Origin of the sequence: Bacillus sp. FSL R5-0447, from assembly GCF_038606125.1 — a bacterium.
Lineage (GTDB): Bacteria > Bacillota > Bacilli > Bacillales > Bacillaceae > Bacillus > Bacillus velezensis.
On sequence record NZ_CP152012.1, the window covers coordinates 1667912 to 1690548 of the forward strand.

Annotated in this window: 21 protein-coding genes and 1 riboswitch; all 21 genes read left to right on the plus strand. The window is 48.8% G+C overall.

What is annotated here, in order from left to right; translation table 11 throughout:
- A complete protein-coding gene (locus NYE68_RS08515; RefSeq protein WP_003154408.1) occupies positions 1 to 279 on the plus strand; it encodes a YggT family protein in 279 nt (92 codons plus the stop codon).
- A 61-nt stretch (positions 280 to 340) separates the two neighbouring features.
- Positions 341 to 1111, plus strand: coding sequence for an RNA-binding protein (locus tag NYE68_RS08520; RefSeq protein WP_015388260.1), 771 nt, complete (start codon positions 341 to 343; stop codon positions 1109 to 1111).
- Between the two features lie 94 nt (positions 1112 to 1205).
- The gene (gene divIVA, locus NYE68_RS08525) at positions 1206 to 1700 is read left to right on the plus strand and encodes a septum site-determining protein DivIVA (RefSeq protein ID WP_003154406.1); all 495 of its coding nucleotides are present in this window, start codon (positions 1206 to 1208) and stop codon (positions 1698 to 1700) included.
- 341 nt (positions 1701 to 2041) lie between these two features.
- Positions 2042 to 4807 (plus strand): isoleucine--tRNA ligase, encoded by a 2766-nt coding sequence (ileS, locus tag NYE68_RS08530; RefSeq protein WP_012117512.1) that lies wholly within the window; start codon positions 2042 to 2044, stop codon positions 4805 to 4807.
- Between the two features lie 150 nt (positions 4808 to 4957).
- Positions 4958 to 5329 (plus strand): TraR/DksA family transcriptional regulator, encoded by a 372-nt coding sequence (locus tag NYE68_RS08535; protein ID WP_007409725.1) that lies wholly within the window; start codon positions 4958 to 4960, stop codon positions 5327 to 5329.
- A gap of 101 nt (positions 5330 to 5430) precedes the next feature.
- Positions 5431 to 5892 carry a signal peptidase II gene (gene lspA, locus NYE68_RS08540; RefSeq protein WP_003154398.1) on the plus strand — a complete coding sequence of 154 codons (462 nt, stop codon included), beginning with the start codon at positions 5431 to 5433 and terminating at the stop codon, positions 5890 to 5892.
- Between the two features lies 1 nt (position 5893).
- The gene (locus tag NYE68_RS08545; RefSeq protein ID WP_007611300.1) at positions 5894 to 6808 is read left to right on the plus strand and encodes an RluA family pseudouridine synthase; all 915 of its coding nucleotides are present in this window, start codon (positions 5894 to 5896) and stop codon (positions 6806 to 6808) included.
- 188 nt (positions 6809 to 6996) lie between these two features.
- Positions 6997 to 7542: a bifunctional pyrimidine operon transcriptional regulator/uracil phosphoribosyltransferase gene (pyrR, locus tag NYE68_RS08550; protein ID WP_003154392.1), complete on the plus strand. Its 546-nt coding sequence runs from the start codon at positions 6997 to 6999 to the stop codon at positions 7540 to 7542.
- A 154-nt stretch (positions 7543 to 7696) separates the two neighbouring features.
- Positions 7697 to 9007 (plus strand): uracil permease PyrP, encoded by a 1311-nt coding sequence (pyrP, locus tag NYE68_RS08555; RefSeq protein WP_007409727.1) that lies wholly within the window; start codon positions 7697 to 7699, stop codon positions 9005 to 9007.
- A 142-nt stretch (positions 9008 to 9149) separates the two neighbouring features.
- The gene (locus NYE68_RS08560) at positions 9150 to 10064 is read left to right on the plus strand and encodes an aspartate carbamoyltransferase catalytic subunit (protein WP_015417435.1); all 915 of its coding nucleotides are present in this window, start codon (positions 9150 to 9152) and stop codon (positions 10062 to 10064) included.
- Positions 10048 to 11334 carry a dihydroorotase gene (locus NYE68_RS08565; RefSeq protein ID WP_324635862.1) on the plus strand — a complete coding sequence of 429 codons (1287 nt, stop codon included), beginning with the start codon at positions 10048 to 10050 and terminating at the stop codon, positions 11332 to 11334. Before NYE68_RS08560 ends, NYE68_RS08565 begins: the two co-directional genes overlap by 17 nt.
- A complete protein-coding gene (locus NYE68_RS08570) occupies positions 11331 to 12425 on the plus strand; it encodes a carbamoyl phosphate synthase small subunit (protein WP_007409730.1) in 1095 nt (364 codons plus the stop codon). The genes NYE68_RS08565 and NYE68_RS08570 overlap by 4 nt, the downstream gene beginning before the upstream one ends.
- A complete protein-coding gene (gene carB, locus NYE68_RS08575) occupies positions 12410 to 15625 on the plus strand; it encodes a carbamoyl-phosphate synthase (glutamine-hydrolyzing) large subunit (protein WP_324635861.1) in 3216 nt (1071 codons plus the stop codon). The genes NYE68_RS08570 and carB overlap by 16 nt, the downstream gene beginning before the upstream one ends.
- The gene (locus NYE68_RS08580; protein ID WP_324635860.1) at positions 15622 to 16392 is read left to right on the plus strand and encodes a dihydroorotate dehydrogenase electron transfer subunit; all 771 of its coding nucleotides are present in this window, start codon (positions 15622 to 15624) and stop codon (positions 16390 to 16392) included. The genes carB and NYE68_RS08580 overlap by 4 nt, the downstream gene beginning before the upstream one ends.
- The gene (locus tag NYE68_RS08585) at positions 16392 to 17327 is read left to right on the plus strand and encodes a dihydroorotate dehydrogenase (protein ID WP_003154377.1); all 936 of its coding nucleotides are present in this window, start codon (positions 16392 to 16394) and stop codon (positions 17325 to 17327) included. The genes NYE68_RS08580 and NYE68_RS08585 overlap by 1 nt, the downstream gene beginning before the upstream one ends.
- On the plus strand, positions 17296 to 18015 hold the full coding sequence (gene pyrF / locus NYE68_RS08590) for an orotidine-5'-phosphate decarboxylase (protein WP_095352172.1): 720 nt from the start codon (positions 17296 to 17298) through the stop codon (positions 18013 to 18015). The genes NYE68_RS08585 and pyrF overlap by 32 nt, the downstream gene beginning before the upstream one ends.
- On the plus strand, positions 18012 to 18644 hold the full coding sequence (pyrE, locus tag NYE68_RS08595; protein WP_061861443.1) for an orotate phosphoribosyltransferase: 633 nt from the start codon (positions 18012 to 18014) through the stop codon (positions 18642 to 18644). Before pyrF ends, pyrE begins: the two co-directional genes overlap by 4 nt.
- 101 nt (positions 18645 to 18745) lie before the next feature.
- Positions 18746 to 18850, plus strand: a riboswitch (SAM riboswitch).
- A 127-nt stretch (positions 18851 to 18977) separates the two neighbouring features.
- Positions 18978 to 19679 carry a phosphoadenylyl-sulfate reductase gene (locus tag NYE68_RS08600; protein WP_003154369.1) on the plus strand — a complete coding sequence of 234 codons (702 nt, stop codon included), beginning with the start codon at positions 18978 to 18980 and terminating at the stop codon, positions 19677 to 19679.
- A gap of 12 nt (positions 19680 to 19691) precedes the next feature.
- Entirely contained in the window at positions 19692 to 20756 is a 1065-nt protein-coding gene (locus tag NYE68_RS08605) for an inorganic phosphate transporter (protein ID WP_012117522.1), read from the plus strand.
- A 48-nt stretch (positions 20757 to 20804) separates the two neighbouring features.
- A complete protein-coding gene (gene sat / locus NYE68_RS08610; RefSeq protein ID WP_007409738.1) occupies positions 20805 to 21953 on the plus strand; it encodes a sulfate adenylyltransferase in 1149 nt (382 codons plus the stop codon).
- A 13-nt stretch (positions 21954 to 21966) separates the two neighbouring features.
- Positions 21967 to 22560 carry an adenylyl-sulfate kinase gene (cysC, locus tag NYE68_RS08615; protein ID WP_007611313.1) on the plus strand — a complete coding sequence of 198 codons (594 nt, stop codon included), beginning with the start codon at positions 21967 to 21969 and terminating at the stop codon, positions 22558 to 22560.
- Positions 22561 to 22637 lie beyond the last annotated feature (77 nt).

The window sequence follows — 22637 nt, forward strand, 5'->3', positions numbered from 1 at the left end:
ATGATTCTTTATCAAATTTTTTCCGTTCTGAGTTATTTAATTTACATCTACTCGTTTGCCCTGATCATCTATATCTTTATGTCATGGGTGCCGAGTACGAGAGAAACGGCGGTCGGACGGTTTCTCGCAGCGATTTGCGAACCGTATTTAGAGCCGTTCAGAAGGATCATTCCGCCCATTGCCATGCTGGATATATCCCCGATTGTAGCGATTATCGTGCTTCGGTTTGCCACGACGGGACTTTGGGGCCTATACCGCATGATCGCAATGTATACTTGAATGCGACAGTTTGATACGGGCTTGGCACCAGCCAAGCCTCTTTACATAGAAAGGAAAGAACATGAGCGATATTTACCAGCACTTCAGACAAGACGAGCGGCCTTTTATTGATCAGGTGCTTGAATGGAAACAGATTGTCCTGGACCAGTATCGGATGAAGCTGACTGATTTCTTAGATCCCAGAGAACAGGTCATTGTAAAAGCCGTTATCGGCGACGCCTGCGGTCTTGCGTTTTTCGGAGGATATGACAGAGCTGAGCGCAAACGCGCGATTTTATACCCTGAATATATGGAACCTGAACAGGATGATTTTGAGCTTCGGGCTTTTGACGTTCAATACGCTGAAAAATTCGTCAGCATTGACCACCGCTCTCTTCTCGGATCATTAATGGGGATCGGCTTAAAGCGGCAGAAATACGGCGATCTGATTTTCTCAGAGGAAGCCGTGCAGCTGATCGTCTCCGGTGAAATCGCCGATTTTGTCAGCACTCAGCTGACCAAGGCGGGCAAAGCGCCGGTAAAGCTTGAGAAAATCGAGCTTTCCGCTCTTCACATTCCCGCTTCAGATGTCGAAATAAGGGATGACACGGTTTCTTCATTGCGTCTCGACGCCGTCTGCGCTTCAATGAGCAGGCAATCCCGCCAGAAAGCGCAGGCGCTTGTGAAAAACGGGCTCGTTAAGGTGAATTGGAAAGCCATTGAAGATCCGTCTTATCAGGTTGCTGAAGGGGACATGCTCTCGATTCGCGGCTTCGGACGATGCAGTTTGGCAAAAGTTGACGGAAAAACGAAAAAAGACAAATGGAAAGTTACATTTGAACGGCAAAAATGAGTCGTTTTTTCAGTTTTTTTCTCCATCTGTGCCGTATTTGTTTTATAATGTGAACTAGATAACCGTACTGAAATGTAAAAATGGAGGTGGCAATATGCCATTAACGCCGAATGATATCCATAACAAAACGTTTACAAAAGGTTTTCGCGGATATGATGAAGATGAAGTAAATGAATTTTTAATGCAGGTCAGAAAAGATTATGAAATCGCACTCCGTAAAAAAACGGAGCTTGAGGCGAAAGTGAACGAGCTGGACGAAAAAATCGGCCACTTTGCCAATATCGAAGAAACGCTGAATAAATCAATTCTCGTAGCTCAGGAAGCCGCAGAAGACGTAAAGCGCAACTCGCAGAAAGAAGCGAAGCTGATCGTCCGTGAAGCAGAAAAAAATGCTGATCGCATCATCAATGAGTCGCTTTCCAAATCAAGAAAAATCGCAATGGAAATTGAAGAGCTGAAAAAACAGTCTAAAGTCTTCAGAACACGTTTCCAAATGCTGATTGAAGCGCAGCTCGACCTGCTGAAGAACGATGATTGGGATCATCTGCTGGAATACGAAGTCGACGCGGTATTTGAGGAAAAAGAATAATTTTCTGATTTTCTTGACATTCTCCGGCCCGTTCGAATATAATACGTTCATAAATTCAGATGAAAAGACGATTGAAAGGGACCGGCATGACTCAAAACAGGCTATAAAGCGACCCGGGGAAGGTGAAAGCCCGGGATGGCCGGAATCATGCAGATCAGCCCTTTAGTTTCCTTTCTGAACCGAGAGTAGGATAGGACGTTCCATCACGTTACGATGTTCGAGAGGAAAAGACGGATGATCCGTTTTTTCTAAAAGGGTGGTACCGCGAGATAAGCTTTCTCGTCCCTTATGGGATGAGAGGGCTTTTTTTATTTTCTGAAAAATGTTGTGGAGGAATGAAAATGGATTACAAAGATACGCTGTTAATGCCGAAAACAGATTTTCCGATGCGCGGAAATCTGCCGAATCGTGAGCCGGACATGCAAAAAGACTGGGAGGAGCAGGACATTTACCGTCTTGTTCAAGAACGGACGAAAGACCGCCCGAAATTCGTGCTGCATGACGGACCTCCTTATGCAAACGGAGACATCCACATGGGCCATGCCCTGAACAAAATCCTGAAAGACTTCATCGTCCGCTATAAATCAATGAGCGGCTACAACGCACCGTACGTGCCGGGCTGGGATACGCACGGACTGCCGATTGAAACGGCGCTGACGAAAAACAAAAAAGTAAACCGGAAAGAAATGTCAGTAGCAGAATTCCGCAAACTATGTGAAGAGTACGCTTGGAAGCAAATCGAGGGACAGCGTGAGCAATTCAAACGTCTTGGTGTCCGCGGTGACTGGGAAAACCCATACGTGACATTAAAACCGGAATACGAAGCGCAGCAAATCCGCGTATTTGGTGAAATGGCAAAACGAGGCTACATTTACAAAGGCCTTAAACCGGTTAACTGGTCACCTTCAAGTGAGTCTGCTCTGGCTGAAGCCGAGATCGAATATCAAGACAAACGTTCAGCATCTATTTACGTCGCTTTTGGTGTAAAAGACGGAAAAGGCGTTCTTGAAAACGGCGAGCGCATCATCATTTGGACAACAACGCCTTGGACAATTCCGGCGAACCTCGGAATCTCAGTGCACCCTGATCTTGAGTACAGCGTGATTGCAGTAGGTGAAGACCGCTTTGTCGTAGCAAGTGCCTTAGTCGAAAGTGTTGCATCAGCATGCGGATTTGATCAGTATGAAGTGACAAGAACGGTCAAAGGAAAAGACCTTGAGAACATTATCGCTGAACACCCGCTATATGGCAGAGACTCTCTCGTTATGCTTGGTGAACACGTAACAACCGATGCCGGAACAGGCTGTGTTCATACAGCGCCAGGACATGGGGAAGATGACTTTATCATTGGCCAAAAATACGGTTTAGATGTGCTTTGCCCGGTCGATGAAAAAGGTGTAATGACAAGCGAAGCTCCTGGGTTTGAAGGCATGTTCTATGATGATGCAAACAAAGCGATCACACAGCAGCTCGATGAAAAAGGCGCACTTGTGAAGCTTGAATTCATTACTCACTCTTATCCGCATGATTGGAGAACAAAAAAACCAACCATTTTCAGAGCGACAGCGCAATGGTTTGCGTCTATTAAAGATTTCAGATCAGACCTGCTGGATGCCATTAAAGAAACCAAATGGGTTCCTGAATGGGGTGAGCAGCGTTTGCACAACATGGTTCGGGACCGCGGAGACTGGTGTATTTCCAGACAGCGTGCGTGGGGTGTGCCGATTCCGGTATTTTACGCTGAAAACGGAGAACCGATTATTACAGATGAAACCATTGAACATGTTTCTGAATTGTTCAGACAGCACGGATCAAACATTTGGTTTGAAAAAGAAGCAAAGGATCTTCTTCCGGAAGGCTTTACGCATCCTGGCAGCCCGAACGGCACATTTACAAAAGAACAGGATATCATGGATGTTTGGTTTGATTCAGGCTCTTCACATCAAGCAGTGCTTGAAGAACGTGATGACCTCGTTCGCCCGGCTGATTTATACCTAGAGGGATCTGACCAATATCGCGGCTGGTTTAACTCTTCTCTTTCTACAGCAGTAGCCGTAACAGGAAAAGCGCCGTATAAAGGTGTGCTCAGCCATGGGTTCGCACTGGATGGAGAAGGACGCAAGATGAGTAAATCAATCGGTAACGTTGTTGTTCCGGCTAAAGTCATGAAACAGCTTGGTGCCGACATCTTAAGATTATGGGTATCGTCAGTGGATTATCAGGCGGACGTTCGCGTGTCTGACGCCATTCTGAAGCAGGTCGCGGAAGTATACCGGAAAGTCCGCAACACGTTCCGCTTCCTTCACGGCAACCTGTTCGATTTCAATCCAAGCGTCAATGCCGTGGATGTAAAAGACCTCCGCGAAGTGGATCAATATATGCTGATCAAGCTGAATAAGCTGATCGATAAGGTGAAAAAAGCGTACGATGAATATGAATTTGCGGTTGTTTATCACAGCATTCACAATTTCTGTACGATTGAGCTCAGCTCCTTCTATCTTGATTTTGCAAAAGATGTTGTGTACATCGAGCATGCGGATCATCCGGACCGCCGCAGCATGCAGACGGTCTTCTATGAAACGCTGCTGGCGTTAGTGAAGCTGACGGCGCCGATTCTCCCGCACACGGCGGATGAAATGTGGTCTCACTTATCATTTGTTGAAGAAGCGAGCGTGCAGCTGACAGATATGCCGGAAACCATTGCTGTTCCGGACAGTCAAGCGACAGAAGAAAAGTTCGACCGCTTCATGGAGCTTCGAAACGACGTACTGAAAGCTTTGGAAACAGCCCGTAACGAAAAAATTATCGGAAGATCATTGGAAGCGAGCCTGACTTTGTATCCGAACAAAGAAAACCGCGACCTCTTGTCATCCATTAAAGAAAACATCGCGCAGCTGTTTATCGTCTCAGAACTGACAGTAAAAGACGAAAGTGAAGCGCCGGAAAACGCGCAAAGCTTCACAACAGGAAAAATGACCGTAGAAAAAGCGGAAGGCCAGATGTGTGAACGTTCCCGCGTAATTTCTAAAGATGTCGGAGCCAATCCGAAATATCCGACATTATCACTGCGCAATGCGGAAATCGTTGAAAAATATTATCAAAAATAATAAATGAGAAAGCGCCCGGTGACAGCCGGGCGCTTTTTTTACATGCCACTAATGTCATCGATTAGAACGACAGGAAAAATCTTATGGGCTTCAAATGGCGCTCTGGGGGCAACAATAAAGCCATAACATCAAGAGCAGGAGTTGTGATGAATGAATGATCAACTGACCGCAATCCACACGGAGCTTCTCATGATGAAAGAAGAACTTCAATCAAGATTATTCGAATATTCTTGCTTTCAAATGTCAGCATCTGTTGAACCTTCAATGAACGACCAAGAAGCAACTCTGATCTATCATATAAAAGAAGAACTTCAGGACGTTCTTCTTGCCCTGTCTAAGTTTGAAAACAATACGTACGGTTATTGTGAAAAAACAGGCGACCCCATTCCGATTGAAAAACTTGCGGTGCTGCCGACGGCCAGAACCGCTGATGATTTTTATTATCCCGCTCAATTTGAAAAGAAAACCCTTCCATATTGGGAACCCGGAGATTATGCATATGATCAGGCGCTGTATGAATGACAGCGTCTGTTTGCATGCGCTTATGATCTGCCTTTACTCTGGCATCTTTTACTGATAAAATTCATAAAGGATAAAAGTAACTGTATACTGGAGGAACGTGTGTGCTTTATTATCTAATCGCTCTTTTTATTATTATTGCCGACCAATTGACCAAATGGCTTGTTGTCAGCCATATGGAATTGGGACAAAGCATACCTGTCATCGATCAGGTGCTTTATATCACATCTCATCGCAACACGGGAGCGGCGTGGGGTATTTTAGCCGGCCAAATGTGGTTTTTCTATGTCATTACCATCGCCGTGATTATCGGAATCGTTTATTACATACAGCGTTATGCAAAAGGGCAGATGTTACTCGGAATTTCTCTCGGCTTAATGCTGGGCGGTGCGGCCGGAAACTTTATAGACCGGGCGGCGCGCCAGGAAGTGGTGGATTTTATTCATGTCATCATCGTGGATTATCACTATCCGATTTTTAATATCGCGGACTCCTCACTGTGCGTCGGTGTAATACTTTTATTTATTCATATGCTGTTTGACAGCGGGAAAAAGAAGGAGCAATAACATGAATCAATTTGAGATAACCGTTCAGCCTGAACAAAAGAGCGAACGGATTGATAAATTTTTGGCTTCAACGGGAGAAAACTGGTCACGCACTCAAGTGCAGCAATGGGTAAAAGAGGGACTGGTATCCGTTAACGGCAAATCCGTAAAAGCGAATTATAAAATGCAGCCCGGCGATCAGGTAAACGTCACCATTCCTGAACCGGAAGAATTGGACGTGCTTGCAGAACCGATGGATTTGGACATTTACTATGAGGATCAGGACGTCTTGGTTGTGAACAAACCGCGGGGCATGGTTGTACACCCGGCGCCCGGCCATGTGACAGGGACGCTTGTAAACGGACTGATGGCTCACTGCAACGACCTTTCCGGCATTAACGGCGTCATGCGTCCGGGAATCGTCCACCGGATTGATAAAGATACTTCCGGTCTGTTAATGGTCGCTAAAAACGATATGGCGCATGAATCACTCGTTAATCAGCTCGTCAATAAAACCGTGACCAGAAAGTACACAGCGGTTGTCCACGGGGTGATTTCACATGATGACGGAACGATTGACGCTCCGATCGGGAGAGATAAAAAAGACCGTCAAAGCATGACCGTAACAAGAGAAAGCAGCAAAAACGCCGTCACGCACTTCCACGTGCTTGAGCGTTTTCAAGATTTCACGCTCGTAGAGTGCCGGCTTGAGACCGGAAGAACGCATCAGATCCGTGTTCATATGAAATATATCGGGTTTCCTTTGGCGGGCGACCCGAAGTACGGACCGAGAAAAACCATTGATTTCAATGGTCAGGCGCTTCATGCCGGAATATTAGGTTTTGATCATCCGCGGACGGGCGAATACATTGAGTTTGAAGCGCCCCTTCCTGAAGATATGAAAAAACTCATTGAAGATTTAAGAAATAGCCATTGACAGCGACTTTCTTTTCTGAAATAATAAAAACAAGCTGAATAGATTCTTTAACACAGTCCAGAGAGGCTGAGAAGGATAACGGATAGGACAGAAGAGATACGCATGTGTCTTCGTCCTGGAAAGGAACCCCTCTATGCTCTGGCAGGAGGGGTTTTTTCTTCTTATATACGAATGGAGAGGTGTCACGAGTGAATCAAAAAGCTGTTATTCTCGACGAACAGGCGATCAGGCGGGCGCTGACAAGGATAGCCCATGAAATGATCGAACGGAATAAAGGAATGAATGACTGCATTCTTGTAGGGATTAAAACAAGAGGCATTTATTTAGCGAAGCGGCTGGCCGAGCGGATCGAACAGATTGAAGGGAATCCGGTCACCGTCGGGGAAATCGATATCACCCTTTACCGTGACGACCTCACGAAAAAAACGAGCAATGAAGAGCCGCTTGTGAAAGGCGCGGACATTCCGGCCGATATTACAGACCAAAAAGTCATTGTGGTTGATGATGTGCTTTATACCGGTCGGACGGTGAGAGCGGCGATGGATGCCCTCGTTGATGTCGGACGGCCGTCATCGATACAGCTTGCCGTGCTTGTCGACAGAGGGCACCGGGAGCTGCCGATCAGAGCGGACTATATCGGGAAAAACATTCCGACCTCAAAAGCTGAAAAAGTGATGGTTCAGCTGAGCGAAGTTGATCAGACTGATATGGTCGCCATTTACGAAAATGAATAATCACCCTTTTTAAATGCATTCCAGAGAGTTTGCGAAGAGGATTTTAAAACACAAAGCCGGGCGGATCGACGCGGCCAGGTTTTGTATGCCTCTTTGCGCAAAAAGCAAAGAGGTTTTTTTATACCATTTGAAAGTCAACCGGGAGGAAAACGCCATGAGTAAGAAAAAAGTAAACCTGGGAGTCAGGGACGTCCCCAATCCATTGTCTTGGCTGTCATTCAGCCTGCAGCATTTATTCGCCATGTTCGGTTCAACCATACTCGTGCCGAAACTGGTCGGAATGAGCCCGGCAGTGGCGCTTGTCACGAGCGGAATCGGGACACTCGCCTATCTCTTGGTGACAAAAGGCCAGATTCCCGCTTATCTCGGCTCATCATTCGCCTTTATATCACCGATTATCTTGGTGAAGGCGACGGGAGGGCCGGGGGCTGCCATGGTCGGCGCTTTCCTGGCGGGAATTGTGTACGGCCTGATCGCACTGCTCATCAGGCAGCTTGGAACGGGGTGGCTGATGAAGCTATTGCCCCCGGTGGTCGTCGGGCCGGTCATCATCGTCATCGGCCTCGGACTGGCAAGCACAGCCGTCAATATGGCAATGTATGCCGATCCGAATGCAAAGGAACTCGTCTACAGCTTGAAACATTTCAGTGTAGCCGGCGTCACTTTGGCCATCACCATTATCTGCGCCATCTTTTTACGGGGATTTTTAAGCCTGATTCCGGTATTGATCGGCATTATAGGCGGCTATCTGTTTGCGCTGACACAGGGCATCGTCAATTTCCAGCCGGTCATTGATGCAAAATGGTTCGCCGTTCCTGAATTTATCATCCCTTTTAAAGACTATACGCCGTCAGTGACATTGGGCATTGCGGCTGCGATGGTGCCGGTCGCTTTCGTGACGATGTCAGAACATATCGGCCATCAAATGGTGCTGAGTAAAGTTGTCGGACAGGATTTCATTAAAAAGCCGGGACTGCACCGCTCCATAATGGGGGACAGCGTAGCGACGATCATCGCTTCGTTAATCGGCGGCCCGCCCACGACAACATATGGCGAAAACATCGGTGTACTGGCAATTACGAGAGTTTTCAGCGTCTTTGTCATCGGCGGCGCGGGAGTGATTGCGCTGTGCTTCGGATTTATCGGAAAAGTTTCGGCGCTGATCAGCTCTGTTCCGTCCGCGGTTATGGGAGGCGTTTCCTTCCTGCTCTTCGGAATTATCGCCTCCAGCGGCTTAAGAATGCTGATTGACAACAACATTGATTATGAAAACAAGAGAAATTTGATTATCACATCCGTCATCCTCGTGATCGGCGTCGGAGGGGCTTTTATTCAAGTATCAAAAGGCGGATTCCAAATATCCGGCATGGCGCTTGCGGCAATCGTCGGAGTCATCCTGAACCTTATCCTGCCGCATGCAAATGAAGAAGACGCGATTGCATCAGAAAAACAAAATCATATGTAAAACCTTTTAAAGAAAGTCCAGAGAGGCTTGGAAGGGTTATAACGGGAAGAAGCTGTACGCTGCTTCTCTCTTTAACCGCACCCCGAGTCTATAGACCGGGGTGTTTTTTTACGGCCTTCAAGCGGAAACGGAGGAGAAAAACATGAATCATTTAACGGCGATGTCTGAACTGAGCGCGGCTGAAATTACAGAACTGCTGCGTGAGGCAAAAGCGATAAAAGAGGGAACAGTCCGCCCCGAACTCGCGGGAAAATTTGTTGCGAATCTGTTTTTTGAACCGAGCACGAGAACGCGGTTCAGCTTTGAAGTGGCGGAAAAGAAACTCGGGATGAACGTGCTCAGCTTAGACGGCACGAGCACAAGCGTTCAAAAAGGCGAGTCCTTATACGATACGGTCAAAACACTGGAATCAATCGGAGCGGACGCCTGCGTCATCAGGCACAGCACGGATGAATATTACAAAGATCTGACCGGCAGAGTCAATATTCCGATCTTAAACGCCGGCGACGGCTGCGGCCAGCACCCGACTCAGTCATTACTCGATTTAATGACGATTCAAGAGGAATTTGAGACCTTTCAGGGCCTGACGGTTTCCATTCATGGCGATATCAAACACAGCAGGGTGGCAAGGTCAAATGCCGAGGTGCTGACAAGGCTCGGCGCACGCGTGCTGTTTTCAGGGCCGCCGCAATGGCAGGATGAGAAAAACGCCTTCGGCACCTGTGTACAGACGGATGAAGCCATACAAGCTTCAGATGTCGTCATGCTGCTCCGCATCCAAAATGAAAGGCATCAGACAGAAGCCGACCAAAAAGGCTACCTGGAAGCATACGGGCTGACCGCAAAGCGGGCGGAGAGCATGAAGCGGCATGCCATCATCATGCATCCCGCACCGGTGAACAGAGGAGTCGAAATTGACACAACATTAGTGGAATGCGGAAAATCAAGAATCTTTAAACAAATGGAAAATGGCGTGTATATCAGAATGGCAGTCTTAAAAAGAGCACTGCAAACCAATGTAAAAAGGGGAGAAGCGGCTTATGTCTTATCTCATTAAAAACGGCTGGATGTTAAATGAACAGGGAGAAAAAGTGGCACAGGATATCCGGGTAACGGGTGAATTCATTTCGGAAACCGGGCTTCTGACAGCGAAAGACGGAGAAACGGTGATCGACGCTGACGGACTGTTCGTTTCACCGGGACTCGTAGACCTTCATGTCCACTTCAGAGAACCGGGCGGCGAGAAAAAAGAAACCATTGAGACGGGCTCTAAAGCCGCGGCGCGGGGCGGCTTTACCACAGTCGCAGCCATGCCGAATACAAGACCGGTGCCGGATACGAAAGAGCAGATGGAATGGCTGCAAAACCGGATCAAAGAAACCTCATCTGTCAGGGTTCTTCCTTACGCATCCATTACGATCAGACAAACCGGCGAAGAAATGACAGATTTTGAGGCGCTTCATGACGCGGGCGCATTCGCCTTCACCGATGACGGCGTCGGCGTTCAGACGGCCGGAATGATGTATGAAGCCATGAAACGGGCGGCTTCAATGAATAAAGCGATTGTCGCTCATTGTGAGGATAACTCACTTATTTACGGAGGGAGCGTGCATGAAGGATCTTTTTCAAAAGCGAACGGCCTGAACGGCATACCTTCCATTTGTGAAGCGGTACATATCGCCCGTGACGTGCTGCTGGCGGAAGCGGCGGGCTGCCATTACCACGTGTGTCATATCAGCACGAAAGAATCCGTCAGAGCCGTAAGAGACGCAAAAAAAGCGGGAATCCGCGTGACGGCGGAAGTGTCGCCTCACCATCTGCTGCTTTGTGACGAAGATATCCCGGGACTTGATACCAATTTTAAAATGAATCCGCCGCTTCGCAGCAAAGAGGACAGAGAGGCGCTGATTGAAGGGCTTTTAGACGGTACGATTGATTTCATCGCCACTGACCATGCGCCGCATACAGAAGAAGAGAAAAACACGGATATGAAGCTTGCGCCTTTCGGTATCGTCGGTTTAGAAACAGCCTTTCCGCTTCTGTACACACATTTTGTGAAAAACGGGGCGTGGACGCTGAAGCAGCTGGTTGATTTCATGACGTCAAAACCTTGCGAGGCATTTGATCTTCCGTACGGAACGCTTGCACCGGGGGCGCCGGCTGACATCACCCTGATTGATCTGGAAAAAGAAGCAGCCATTGACAAAGATACATTTTTATCTAAAGGAAAAAATACGCCATTCAACAAGATGAAGTGCTTCGGCTGGCCTGTTGCAACGATGGCTGCCGGTAAGCTTGCATACGAAGAAGGGAGACTCGTCAAATGAAAAGAAGACTAGTGCTGGAAAATGGAGCGGTATTTGAGGGTGAAGCATTCGGGAGCCTGGAGCATACCGCGGGTGAAGTCGTATTCAACACGGGAATGACCGGTTATCAGGAAATTTTATCAGACCCTTCTTACTGCGGGCAGATCGTGACGCTGACGTATCCTCTGATCGGCAACTACGGAATTAACAGAGATGACTTTGAATCCATCACTCCTTTTGTAAAAGGGCTGATCGTAAAAGAACTGTGCGAGCTGCCTTCCAACTGGCGTTCGGCTTACACGCTTGACGAGTATTTGAAAATGAAAAATATCCCCGGCTTACAAGGGATTGACACGAGAAAGCTCACAAGAATGATCCGCACGGCCGGCGCATTAAAAGGAACGTTTGCTTCAAGTGAGGAGAATGTCGGAGAGGTTCTTGCAAGGCTGAAAGAAACGGAACTGCCGAGAAATCAAGTCGCTCAAGTATCTGCGAAAACGGCATATCCGAGTCCGGGCCGCGGCAAACGCATCGTACTCGTCGATTTCGGTATGAAGCACGGCATTTTAAGAGAGTTAAACAAAAGAAAATGCGATGTCATCGTTGTGCCGTACAATGTAACGGCGGAAGAAGTGCTTCAGCTCAAGCCGGACGGCATCATGCTTTCTAACGGACCCGGAGATCCGAAAGATGTGCCGGAAGCCATTGAAATGATAAAAGGCATACTCGGGAAGGTGCCGTTATTCGGAATCTGCCTCGGCCACCAATTATTTGCACTGGCATCCGGAGCGGAAACGGAAAAAATGAAATTCGGACACAGGGGTTCCAATCATCCGGTTAAAGAGCTTGCGACAGGGAAAGTCGCTTTAACCGCCCAAAACCACGGATATACAGTTTCTTCAATAGATGAGACAGAGCTTGAAGTGACGCACATTGCGATCAATGATCAAACGATCGAAGGACTCAAGCATAAAACATTGCCGGCATTTACGGTTCAGTACCACCCTGAAGCTTCACCGGGGCCGGAAGACGCCAATCATTTATTTGACAGATTCATTGACTTGATCGAAACAACTGAGAAAGAAGGGGAAGCGGTATGCCAAAACGCGTAGATATTAAAAAGATTTTAGTGATCGGATCAGGCCCGATTATTATCGGACAGGCGGCGGAATTTGATTATGCGGGCACACAGGCGTGTCTCGCTTTGAAGGAAGAAGGCTATGAAGTCATTCTCGTCAACTCGAATCCGGCAACGATTATGACGGATACTGAAATGGCTGATCGGGTATACATAGAGCCGCTGACGCCGGAGTTTCTCACGCGTATTATCAGAAAAGAACGGCCGGACGCCATCCTGCCGACTCTGGGAGGACAGACCGGACTGAATCTTGCCGTCGAGCTGTCTGAACTCGGGGTTCTTGAGGAATGCGGGGTGGAAGTGCTCGGCACAAAGCTGTCCGCCATCCAGCAGGCGGAAGACCGCGACTTATTCCGTACGCTGATGAATGAGCTGAATGAACCGGTGCCGGAAAGTGAGATCATCCGCACTTTACAGGAAGCCGAGGAATTTGTCGGCCGGATCGGGTTTCCGGTTATCGTGCGCCCCGCTTACACATTAGGCGGAACGGGCGGCGGCATCTGCTCGAATGAAACAGAACTGAAAGAGATCGTCGAAAACGGATTAAAACTCAGCCCCGTCCATCAGTGCCTTCTTGAAAAAAGCATTGCCGGTTACAAAGAGATCGAATATGAAGTCATGAGAGACAGCAGAGATCACGCGATCGTCGTCTGCAACATGGAAAATATCGATCCGGTCGGCATCCATACGGGCGACAGCATCGTCGTTGCCCCGAGCCAGACTTTGAGCGACCGGGAATACCAGCTTTTGCGCAATGTTTCATTAAAGCTGATCCGCGCGCTCGGCATTGAAGGCGGCTGTAATGTTCAGCTCGCGCTCGATCCCGACAGCTTCCAATATTACATTATCGAAGTGAATCCGCGGGTGAGCCGCTCATCTGCCCTTGCCTCAAAAGCGACGGGTTACCCGATCGCAAAGCTTGCGGCGAAAATCGCAGTCGGGCTTTCTCTTGATGAAATGATGAATCCCGTAACGGGAAAAACATATGCGGCTTTTGAGCCCGCGCTTGACTATGTCGTTTCTAAAATCCCGCGCTGGCCGTTCGACAAATTTGAGTCGGCAAACCGCAGGCTCGGGACGCAAATGAAAGCCACCGGAGAGGTCATGGCCATCGGACGCACCCTTGAAGAATCGCTGTTAAAGGCGGTCCGCTCACTGGAAGCCGATGTCTATCACCTGGAACTGAAGGATGCGGAAGAGATTTCTGACGGGCTTTTGGAAAAACGGATCAGAAAGGCCGGAGATGAACGGCTGTTTTATCTTGCTGAAGCGTTCAGAAGAGGCTACACAGTCGAGCAGCTTCATGAGTTTTCTGCAATTGACGTATTCTTTTTGCACAAGCTCTGTAAGCTGGTCGCTTTTGAAACAGAGCTGAAAGCGGAAAAAGGCAGCCTTACCGTCCTGCAGACAGCGAAGGAACTCGGTTTCTCCGACAAATATATCAGCCGGGAATGGAACATGCCGGAACAAGAGCTGTATCAAATGCGAAAAGAAGCAGACATCAAGCCTGTATATAAAATGGTGGATACATGCGCGGCGGAATTTGAATCAGAAACCCCGTACTTTTACAGCACATATGAGGAAGAAAATGAGTCTGAGATTACTTCAAGAAAAAGCGTCGTCGTCCTCGGTTCCGGGCCGATCCGTATCGGACAGGGCGTCGAATTTGACTATGCGACCGTTCATTCTGTCTGGGCGATCAAGCAGGCAGGCTATGAAGCGATTATTATCAACAACAATCCTGAGACGGTGTCCACTGATTTCAGCATATCAGACAAACTGTATTTTGAACCGCTGACGGTAGAAGATGTCATGCACATCATCGATTTGGAGCAGCCGGAAGGCGTTGTCGTCCAATTCGGCGGCCAGACGGCGATCAATCTTGCGGAAGAATTGAGCGCCCGCGGCGTCAAAATCCTCGGCACATCACTTGAAGATTTAGACCGTGCGGAAGACCGGGATAAGTTTGAGCAGGCGCTTGAGGCGCTGAATGTGCCGCAGCCGCTCGGAAAAACCGCTGTGTCGGTGAACGAAGCGGTCAAAATTGCCGCATCCATCGGCTATCCGGTACTTGTCCGCCCTTCGTATGTGCTCGGCGGCCGGGCGATGGAAATCGTCTATCACGAAGAAGAGCTGCTTCACTATATGAAAAATGCGGTCAAAATCAACCCGCAGCATCCGGTGTTAATCGACCGTTATCTGACGGGGAAAGAAATCGAAGTCGATGCCGTATCTGACGGCGAAACAGTCGTTATTCCGGGAATTATGGAGCATATCGAGCGGGCCGGCGTCCATTCAGGGGATTCAATCGCCGTCTATCCGCCTCAGTCTTTAAGCGAAGACATTAAGAAAAAAATCGAACAATACACTGTAGCCTTGGCAAAAGGCCTTAACATCATCGGGTTGCTGAACATCCAGTTCGTACTGTCGCAAGGTGAAGTGTATGTGCTTGAGGTAAATCCGCGGTCAAGCAGAACCGTGCCGTTCTTAAGCAAAATCACAAAGATTCCGATGGCGAATCTGGCGACAAAGGTCATTCTCGGCCAAAAGCTTGCTGATTTCGGCTATCAAGAGGGGCTGCAGCCTGAACAGCAGGGGGTATTCGTGAAAGCGCCTGTCTTCTCATTCGCGAAGCTGAGAAGAGTGGATATTACGTTAGGCCCTGAAATGAAGTCGACGGGAGAGGTCATGGGCAAAGATTCAACCCTGGAAAAAGCGCTCTATAAAGCGCTGATTGCTTCTGGCATTCAAATCCCGAACTACGGCTCAGTGCTGTTGACTGTTGCCGATAAAGATAAAGAAGAAGGACTGCTGATCGCGAAGCGGTTCCACGCCATCGGCTATAAAATCTTGGCGACGGAAGGAACGGCGGCTTATTTAAAAGACGCTCAGATTCCGGCTCAAGTCGTCGGAAAAATCGGCGAAGAAGGGAAAAATCTGCTCGATGTGATCAGAAACGGCGAAGCGCAATTTGTCATCAATACGCTGACAAAGGGCAAACAGCCGGCCAGAGACGGCTTCAGAATCCGCCGCGAATCCGTTGAGAACGGAGTCGCCTGCCTGACATCTTTAGATACGGCCGAAGCCATTTTGCGGGTACTGGAAAGCATGACATTCCGGGCGGATCATATGCCTGCATCCGAAACCAATCAAAAGGCGGCAGTCACGATATGAAGAAAGCGCATTTGACTGTTCAATCCAACTTAGAAATTGCCGACCGGATTTATAAGATGGTGCTGAAAGGAGAGCTTGTCCGGCACCTTACCGAGCCGGGTCAATTTCTTCATCTGAAGGTGAGTGACGCGGTCACGCCGCTATTAAGAAGACCGCTCAGCATTGCGGACGTCAATTTCGCCGCGAATGAAGTATCCGTTATCTACAGAGCTGACGGTGAGGGAACGCGTCTTTTGTCCGAGAAAAAAGAGGGCGGCAGGATAGACGTTCTCGGCCCTCTCGGCAACGGATTCCCCATCCGGCGGATTGAACCCGGCAAAACCGCGCTGTTAGTCGGAGGCGGAGTGGGGGTTCCGCCTTTGCAGGAACTGTCAAAGCGCCTGACGGAAAAAGGCGTAAACGTCATTCATGTGCTTGGATTTCAATCAGCAAAGGATGTTTTTTACGAACAGGAATGTCGTGCGTACGGAGACACCTATGTGGCGACGGCTGACGGCACATATGGAGAGAAAGGGTTTGTCACCGATGTCATCCGTGAAAAGCAACTCGAATTCGATGTCCTGCTAAGCTGCGGACCGACACCGATGCTGAAAGCTCTGAAGCAGCAGTACGGCCATAAAGAGGTTTATCTTTCGATGGAAGAGCGGATGGGCTGCGGCATCGGAGCCTGCTTCGCCTGCGTATGCCGCACGGGTGAAAGCGATACATCCTATGTAAAGGTCTGCCTTGACGGGCCGGTATTTAAAGCTGAGGAGGTGGCGCTGTAATGTTAGAGGTGAATCTGCCGGGTCTCCAATTGAAAAACCCGATCATCCCCGCTTCCGGATGTTTCGGTTTCGGGAAAGAATATGCCGGATTTTACGATTTATCATGCCTCGGAGGCATTATGATTAAAGCAACGACGAACGAAGCCCGCTTCGGAAATCCGACGCCGAGAGTGGCGGAGACAAGCGCGGGAATGCTGAATGCCATCGGTCTGCAAAATCCCGGCCTCGAGCATGTGCTCAATCATGAGCTGCCTTGGCTCGAACAATTTGACACGCCGATTATCGCAAATGTCGCCGGTTCTCAGGTGGACGACTATAAAGAAGTGGCCGAGCACATCAGCCAAGCGCCGAATGTGCATGCGCTTGAGCTTAACATTTCATGTCCGAATGTCAAAACGGGGGGGATTGCTTTTGGTACTGATCCCGTTATGGCGGCCGAACTGACAAAAGCGGTGAAAGAAGTTTCCGCAGTGCCTGTGTATGTGAAGCTTTCGCCTAATGTCGCAAACATAACCGAAATTGCCAAGGCGATTGAAGCGGCCGGTGCTGACGGTCTGACGATGATTAATACACTCATCGGGATGAGGCTCGATCTCAAGACGGGACGGCCGATCTTAGCAAATAAAACGGGCGGACTGTCAGGCCCGGCGATCAAACCGGTCGCCATCCGGATGGTATACGAAGTCAGCCAGGCCGTTCAAATCCCGATTATCGGGATGGGCGGCGTTCAGACCGCAGAGGATGCATTAGAATTTCTTCTTGCGGGAGCGAGTGCGGTTGCCGTCGGCACGGCAAACTTCGTCAATCCGTTCGTCTGCCCGGAAATCATAGAACAGCTCCCCCGTGTGCTGCGCCAGCACGGCTTTCAATCTGTAAGTGAATGCATCGGAAGGAGCTGGAAACATGAAAAACAACCTGCCCATCATCGCGCTTGATTTTGCATCAGGGGAAGAGACTTTAACGTTTTTAGACTTGTTTGAAAAGGAAAGACTTTTTGTCAAAACGGGGATGGAACTTTTTTATCAGGAAGGCCCCGCCATCATTCACCAATTAAAAGAACGGAACTGTGATATATTTTTAGATTTAAAGCTTCATGATATCCCGACTACGGTCAATAAAGCGATGAAGCGGCTGGCCGGCCTCGGCGTTGATCTCGTCAATGTGCATGCGGCAGGGGGCGCACGCATGATGCGCGCGGCCCTTGAGGGACTTGAAGAAGGCACGCCGGCAGGCAGCAAACGCCCGTCTTTAATCGCGGTGACTCAGCTGACCAGCACTTCAGAGCAGGTGGCGAAGGAAGAGCTTCTGCTGCATAAGCCGCTGTTAGAAACGGTTGTGCATTACGGCAAAATGGCGGAAGAGTGCGGGCTGGACGGAGTGGTATGTTCGGTACATGAAACAAAAGCCATTTATGAAGCGGTCCGGCCTTCATTTCTGACAGTCACACCGGGCATCCGCACGGCCAGTGACACAGCTGACGATCAAGTCCGGACGGCGACTCCGTCATTTGCGAAAGAAAACGGTTCGTCAGCCATCGTCGTGGGCCGCTCAATTACAAAAGCGGAAAACCCCGTTGAAGCATATGAAGCAATTAAACTGGAATGGGAGGGCGTTCGCCGATGAAACAGGCTATCGCAAAACATCTATTACACATTGAAGCTGTCTTTTTACGCCCGAATGAGCCGTTTACGTGGGCGAGCGGCATTTTATCACCGATCTATTGTGACAACCGTCTGACATTGTCGTATCCAAAAGTGAGAAATGATGTGGCGGACGGGCTTGGCAAACTGCTGAAAGAGCATTTTCCCGAGGCGGAGATGATCGCGGGCACTGCAACGGCGGGCATTCCGCATGCTGCGCTTCTCGCAGATCGTACAGGCGCGCCGATGTGCTACGTCAGAAGCAAACCGAAAGCGCACGGCAAAGGAAATCAAATAGAAGGCGCCATTAAGAAAGGACAAAAAACAGTCGTGATTGAAGACTTGATTTCTACCGGAGGCAGCGTGCTTGAAGCTGCGGCGGCCCTTCAAAGAGAGGGCGCGGAAGTCCTCGGCGTCATTTCCATTTTTACATACGGACTGCCGAAAGCAAAAGAAGCCTTTAAAAAAGCGGGTCTTCCTTATTACTCGTTAACGGATTATGACACGCTGATTGAAGTCGCGCTTGAAAACGGAACGATTCATTCAGATGACATTGAGAAACTGAAATCATGGAAACAGAATCCCGAGTCAGAAGATTGGTTTAAAAAATAATGACAATAAAAACAGGCCTCAGGGCCTGTTTTATTATTCCTATCAAAAAACTCGGGTTGACTTCTGTTAGAATTGTGCTAAAATTTAGTACAAATCTAAAAAGCTTATCAAGAGCGGCTGAGGGACTGGACCGATGACGCCCGGCAACCTGCGTGTCATGCAAGGTGCCGCATCCAGAAAAATGCACAGCATTTTGAAGATAAGGGCTATACCGGGTCACTGTCTTTCATTCCGCTGGATTGAAAGTTTTTTATATGAAAAAAAGATTGAGGGATAAGACAACCGGCAGAAAACAACAGCTGTTTGATTGTCTCCGGGAGGAGGAAAGGAAAAATGCTAACGTATGACACATGGGAAGAGCCGGCGATTACATTTCCGGAAGACGATTCCTATAAAGGCGCGCTGTCCGTTTTAAAATGGGCATACGGCCACTACGGAGACCAGCTTGTTTACGCGTGCAGCTTCGGGATTGAGGGCATCGTCCTGATCGATTTAATTTCTAAAGTAAAGAAAGACGCGGAAATCGTGTTTCTCGATACGGGTCTTCACTTTAAAGAAACATATGAAACGATCGAAAAAGTGAAAGAGCGTTACCCGGGACTGAACATTATCCTGAAAAAGCCAAGCCTTACTCTTGAAGAACAGGCCGAGGCTCACGGAGATAAACTGTGGGAAAGAGAACCGAACCAGTGCTGCTACATCAGAAAAATTCTGCCGTTAAGAGAAGCGCTCGCAGGGCATCCGGCATGGCTGTCCGGCCTTCGCCGGGATCAAGGGCCGAGCCGGGCGAATACGAATTTCCTGAATAAAGACGACAAGTTTCAATCGATTAAAGTATGCCCGCTGATCCATTGGACATGGAAAGACATCTGGAGATATACTTCCAAGCATGAGCTGGATTACAATATCCTTCATGATCAGGGGTATCCGAGCATCGGCTGTGAACCGTGCACTTCACCTGCGTTTACCGCGGAAGATTTGCGGAGCGGCAGATGGAACGGCATGGCGAAAACAGAATGCGGACTGCATGAATAAAGGAGCTGCACGATGGAATTAGCCGCTATTTTATTCTGCCTGTTTTTTGCCATGAATATCGGAGCCAGCGGAGCCGCGGCTTCAATGGGAGTCGCTTACGGGTCCGGCGCAGTTAAAAAGAAAACGTATGCGCTGATCATCTGCGCGGCCGGAGTCCTGTCAGGGGCGGTTATCGGCGGCGGAGAAGTCGTTAAGACGATCAGCGGCGGAATCATTCCCGAACAAACCATTACGCTCACCATTGTCTGCATTATTATCGGATCGGCGGCGCTATCGTTATTCACGGCGAATGTGCTCGGCATTCCGCTGTCGACGAGTGAGGTCACTGTCGGGGCGATTGTCGGTGTCGGCGTCGCGTACAAAGTATTGTTTTTACAGCATCTTTTAGTCATCGTGAGTTTTTGGGTGCTCGTACCGTTCGTCGCGTTCTGTTTCACGTTTCTCGTCTCGAAGGTATTCAGTTCTCTGAATATTCGAGTCATTTCGAATCGGAAACAGAAGATTTTGGGGATTGTGCTGCTGATTGCGGGGTTTTGGGAAGCTTTTTCAGCCGGAATGAACAATGTCGCAAATGCGGTGGGCCCTTTGGTTGCTGCGGGCGTGCTCAGCGTGTCCAAAGGAACGCTGTACGGAGGCATCTTTGTCGCTCTCGGCGCTCTGCTTTTAGGACGTAAAGTGCTTGAAACCAACGGGAAAAAGATTACGAGATTTTCAGCCGGAGAAGGCATACTGCTTTCAGGAACCGGCGCGGGGCTTGTCATTATCAGTTCCGTCTTCGGTCTGCCGGTCCCATTGGCGCAAGTCACATCATCATCAATTATCGGTATCGGAATGGCCAAAAACGGGCCGAACGTTTTTCATAAAGAAGTCGTGAAAACGATGCTCAAAGTATGGGTCGTTTCGCCGTTTTTGTCACTGTCGATTTCGTATTTGCTTGTCTCCCTGCTGTTAAAAGGAGATTACTATTCCATCTTTATGATGGCCAGCGTGCTTTTGGCAGCTGGCGGAGCCGCCAGTCTGATGAAAGCCATCCGAAAAGAGAAACGCTCTGTCCATGAACAAGGCGGAGGCATTTAACTATTAATCTGAGTTTATTTATCTGTTAACTGGGAGGAATCATGTATTATGAGTTTAGCACCGCACGGAGGAACATTAATTAATCGGGTAAATGAGCAGTATGATCTTACATCCGTCCAAAAAGAAATTGAGCTTGATTTGATTTCGTTCGCTGATTTAGAGCTGATCGGGATCGGGGGGTACAGCCCGATTGAAGGATTTTTCACAGAAAAAGATTACGTGTCAGTCGTTGAAAATATGCGTCTGGCATCCGGGGTTGTCTGGTCCCTGCCGATCACGCTTCCGGTCGATTCAGAAAAAGCGGCTGAGCTTGCCGTCGGCGACACGGTGAAACTGACTTACGGCGGAGAAACATACGGTGTAGTCGACATCGAAGATATTTATACGCCGGATAAACAAAAAGAAGCCGTTCACGTATATAAAACCGATGATGCCGCGCATCCGGGCGTGAAAAAATTATTTTCACGCGGCGATACGTATGTCGGCGGGCCGATCACATTAGTTAAAAAAGCGTCAAAGCAGTTTCCCGAGTTTACATTTGAACCTGCCGATACAAGACGAAGCTTCGAAGAAAAGGGCTGGAAAACCATCGTCGGTTTCCAAACGAGAAATCCGGTCCACCGCGCCCACGAATATATCCAAAAAACCGCGCTTGAGACGGTTGACGGCCTGTTTTTGAACCCGCTCGTCGGTGAAACAAAATCAGATGACATTCCGGCGGATGTCAGAATGGAAAGCTACCAGGTGCTGCTCGATCATTATTATCCGAAAGACCGCGTGTTCCTCGGCGTGTTTTTGGCGGCTATGCGGTATGCGGGGCCGAGAGAAGCCATTTTCCACGCGCTTGTCCGCAAAAACTACGGCTGCACGCATTTTATCGTCGGCCGCGATCATGCCGGCGTCGGTGATTACTACGGCACATATGAAGCGCAAGAGCTGTTTGATCAATTTACAGCGGATGAACTCGGGATTACACCGATGAAATTCGAGCACAGCTTCTTCTGCCAGAAATGCGGCAACATGGGAACGGCCAAAACATGCCCGCATGACAGAGAAGACCACGTCATTCTTTCAGGAACAAAGGTCAGAGAAATGCTGCGAAGCGGCGTCATGCCGCCGGCGGAATTCAGCCGTCCTGAAGTTGTCGAGGTGTTGATTAAAGGGCTGAAAACGAAAGAAGAAGCAGGCGTTTCTTAAGGAGGAAAATAGAGTGACAAATCGTGATATCGTGTGGCATGAAGCCTCAATAACGAAAGAAGAATACCAGCAGAAAAACAAGCATAAAAGCTCTATCCTCTGGCTGACGGGCTTAAGCGGTTCAGGGAAATCCACGATTGCAAACGCCGCAGCGCGCGAGCTGTTTGAACAAGGCTATCAAGTCATCGTGCTTGATGGTGATAACATCCGCCACGGCTTAAACAAGGACTTAGGTTTTTCTGATGATGACCGCAAGGAAAATATACGCCGCATCGGGGAAGTGGCGAAGCTTTTCGTTCAGCAGGGAACCATCGTCATCACGGCTTTTATTTCTCCGTTCCGTGAGGACAGAGATCAGGTGAGAGAGCTTGTGGCGGAGGGCGAATTTAATGAAATCTATGTTAAATGCGACCTCGATATATGTGAAAAGCGCGATCCGAAAGGTTTATATAAAAAAGCAAGAAATGGTGAAATTCCGTTCTTTACGGGGATCGACTCACCGTATGAAGAGCCGAAAGCGCCTGAGCTCGTACTTGATTCAGGCAAATGTGAACGCGAAGAATGCACCGGAAGACTGGTTGACTTTGTGAAAAACAGCTTAGCATAATAGGTCCAAAAAGGCCGCGCAATCAGCCGGATATCCCCCGCAATGGCGGGATATGGTAAAATAGCTGAAGTGCGGCC

Bases quoted from the DNA above. Each gene is read 5' to 3' on its own strand.
- pyrF (WP_095352172.1), top strand. From the start codon at position 17,296: ATGAAAAACAACCTGCCCATCATCGCGCTTGATTTTGCATCAGGGGAA.
- NYE68_RS08605 (WP_012117522.1), top strand. From the start codon at position 19,692: ATGGAATTAGCCGCTATTTTATTCTGCCTGTTTTTTGCCATGAATATC.
- NYE68_RS08580 (WP_324635860.1), top strand. From the start codon at position 15,622: ATGAAGAAAGCGCATTTGACTGTTCAATCCAACTTAGAAATTGCCGAC.
- NYE68_RS08585 (WP_003154377.1), top strand. From the start codon at position 16,392: ATGTTAGAGGTGAATCTGCCGGGTCTCCAATTGAAAAACCCGATCATC.
- sat (WP_007409738.1), top strand. From the start codon at position 20,805: ATGAGTTTAGCACCGCACGGAGGAACATTAATTAATCGGGTAAATGAG.
- NYE68_RS08515 (WP_003154408.1), top strand. From the start codon at position 1: ATGATTCTTTATCAAATTTTTTCCGTTCTGAGTTATTTAATTTACATC.
- NYE68_RS08535 (WP_007409725.1), top strand. From the start codon at position 4,958: ATGAATGATCAACTGACCGCAATCCACACGGAGCTTCTCATGATGAAA.
- NYE68_RS08545 (WP_007611300.1), top strand. From the start codon at position 5,894: ATGAATCAATTTGAGATAACCGTTCAGCCTGAACAAAAGAGCGAACGG.
- divIVA (WP_003154406.1), top strand. From the start codon at position 1,206: ATGCCATTAACGCCGAATGATATCCATAACAAAACGTTTACAAAAGGT.
- pyrP (WP_007409727.1), top strand. From the start codon at position 7,697: ATGAGTAAGAAAAAAGTAAACCTGGGAGTCAGGGACGTCCCCAATCCA.
- NYE68_RS08560 (WP_015417435.1), top strand. From the start codon at position 9,150: ATGAATCATTTAACGGCGATGTCTGAACTGAGCGCGGCTGAAATTACA.
- NYE68_RS08570 (WP_007409730.1), top strand. From the start codon at position 11,331: ATGAAAAGAAGACTAGTGCTGGAAAATGGAGCGGTATTTGAGGGTGAA.
- NYE68_RS08520 (WP_015388260.1), top strand. From the start codon at position 341: ATGAGCGATATTTACCAGCACTTCAGACAAGACGAGCGGCCTTTTATT.
- NYE68_RS08565 (WP_324635862.1), top strand. From the start codon at position 10,048: ATGTCTTATCTCATTAAAAACGGCTGGATGTTAAATGAACAGGGAGAA.
- ileS (WP_012117512.1), top strand. From the start codon at position 2,042: ATGGATTACAAAGATACGCTGTTAATGCCGAAAACAGATTTTCCGATG.
- pyrE (WP_061861443.1), top strand. From the start codon at position 18,012: ATGAAACAGGCTATCGCAAAACATCTATTACACATTGAAGCTGTCTTT.
- NYE68_RS08600 (WP_003154369.1), top strand. From the start codon at position 18,978: ATGCTAACGTATGACACATGGGAAGAGCCGGCGATTACATTTCCGGAA.
- carB (WP_324635861.1), top strand. From the start codon at position 12,410: ATGCCAAAACGCGTAGATATTAAAAAGATTTTAGTGATCGGATCAGGC.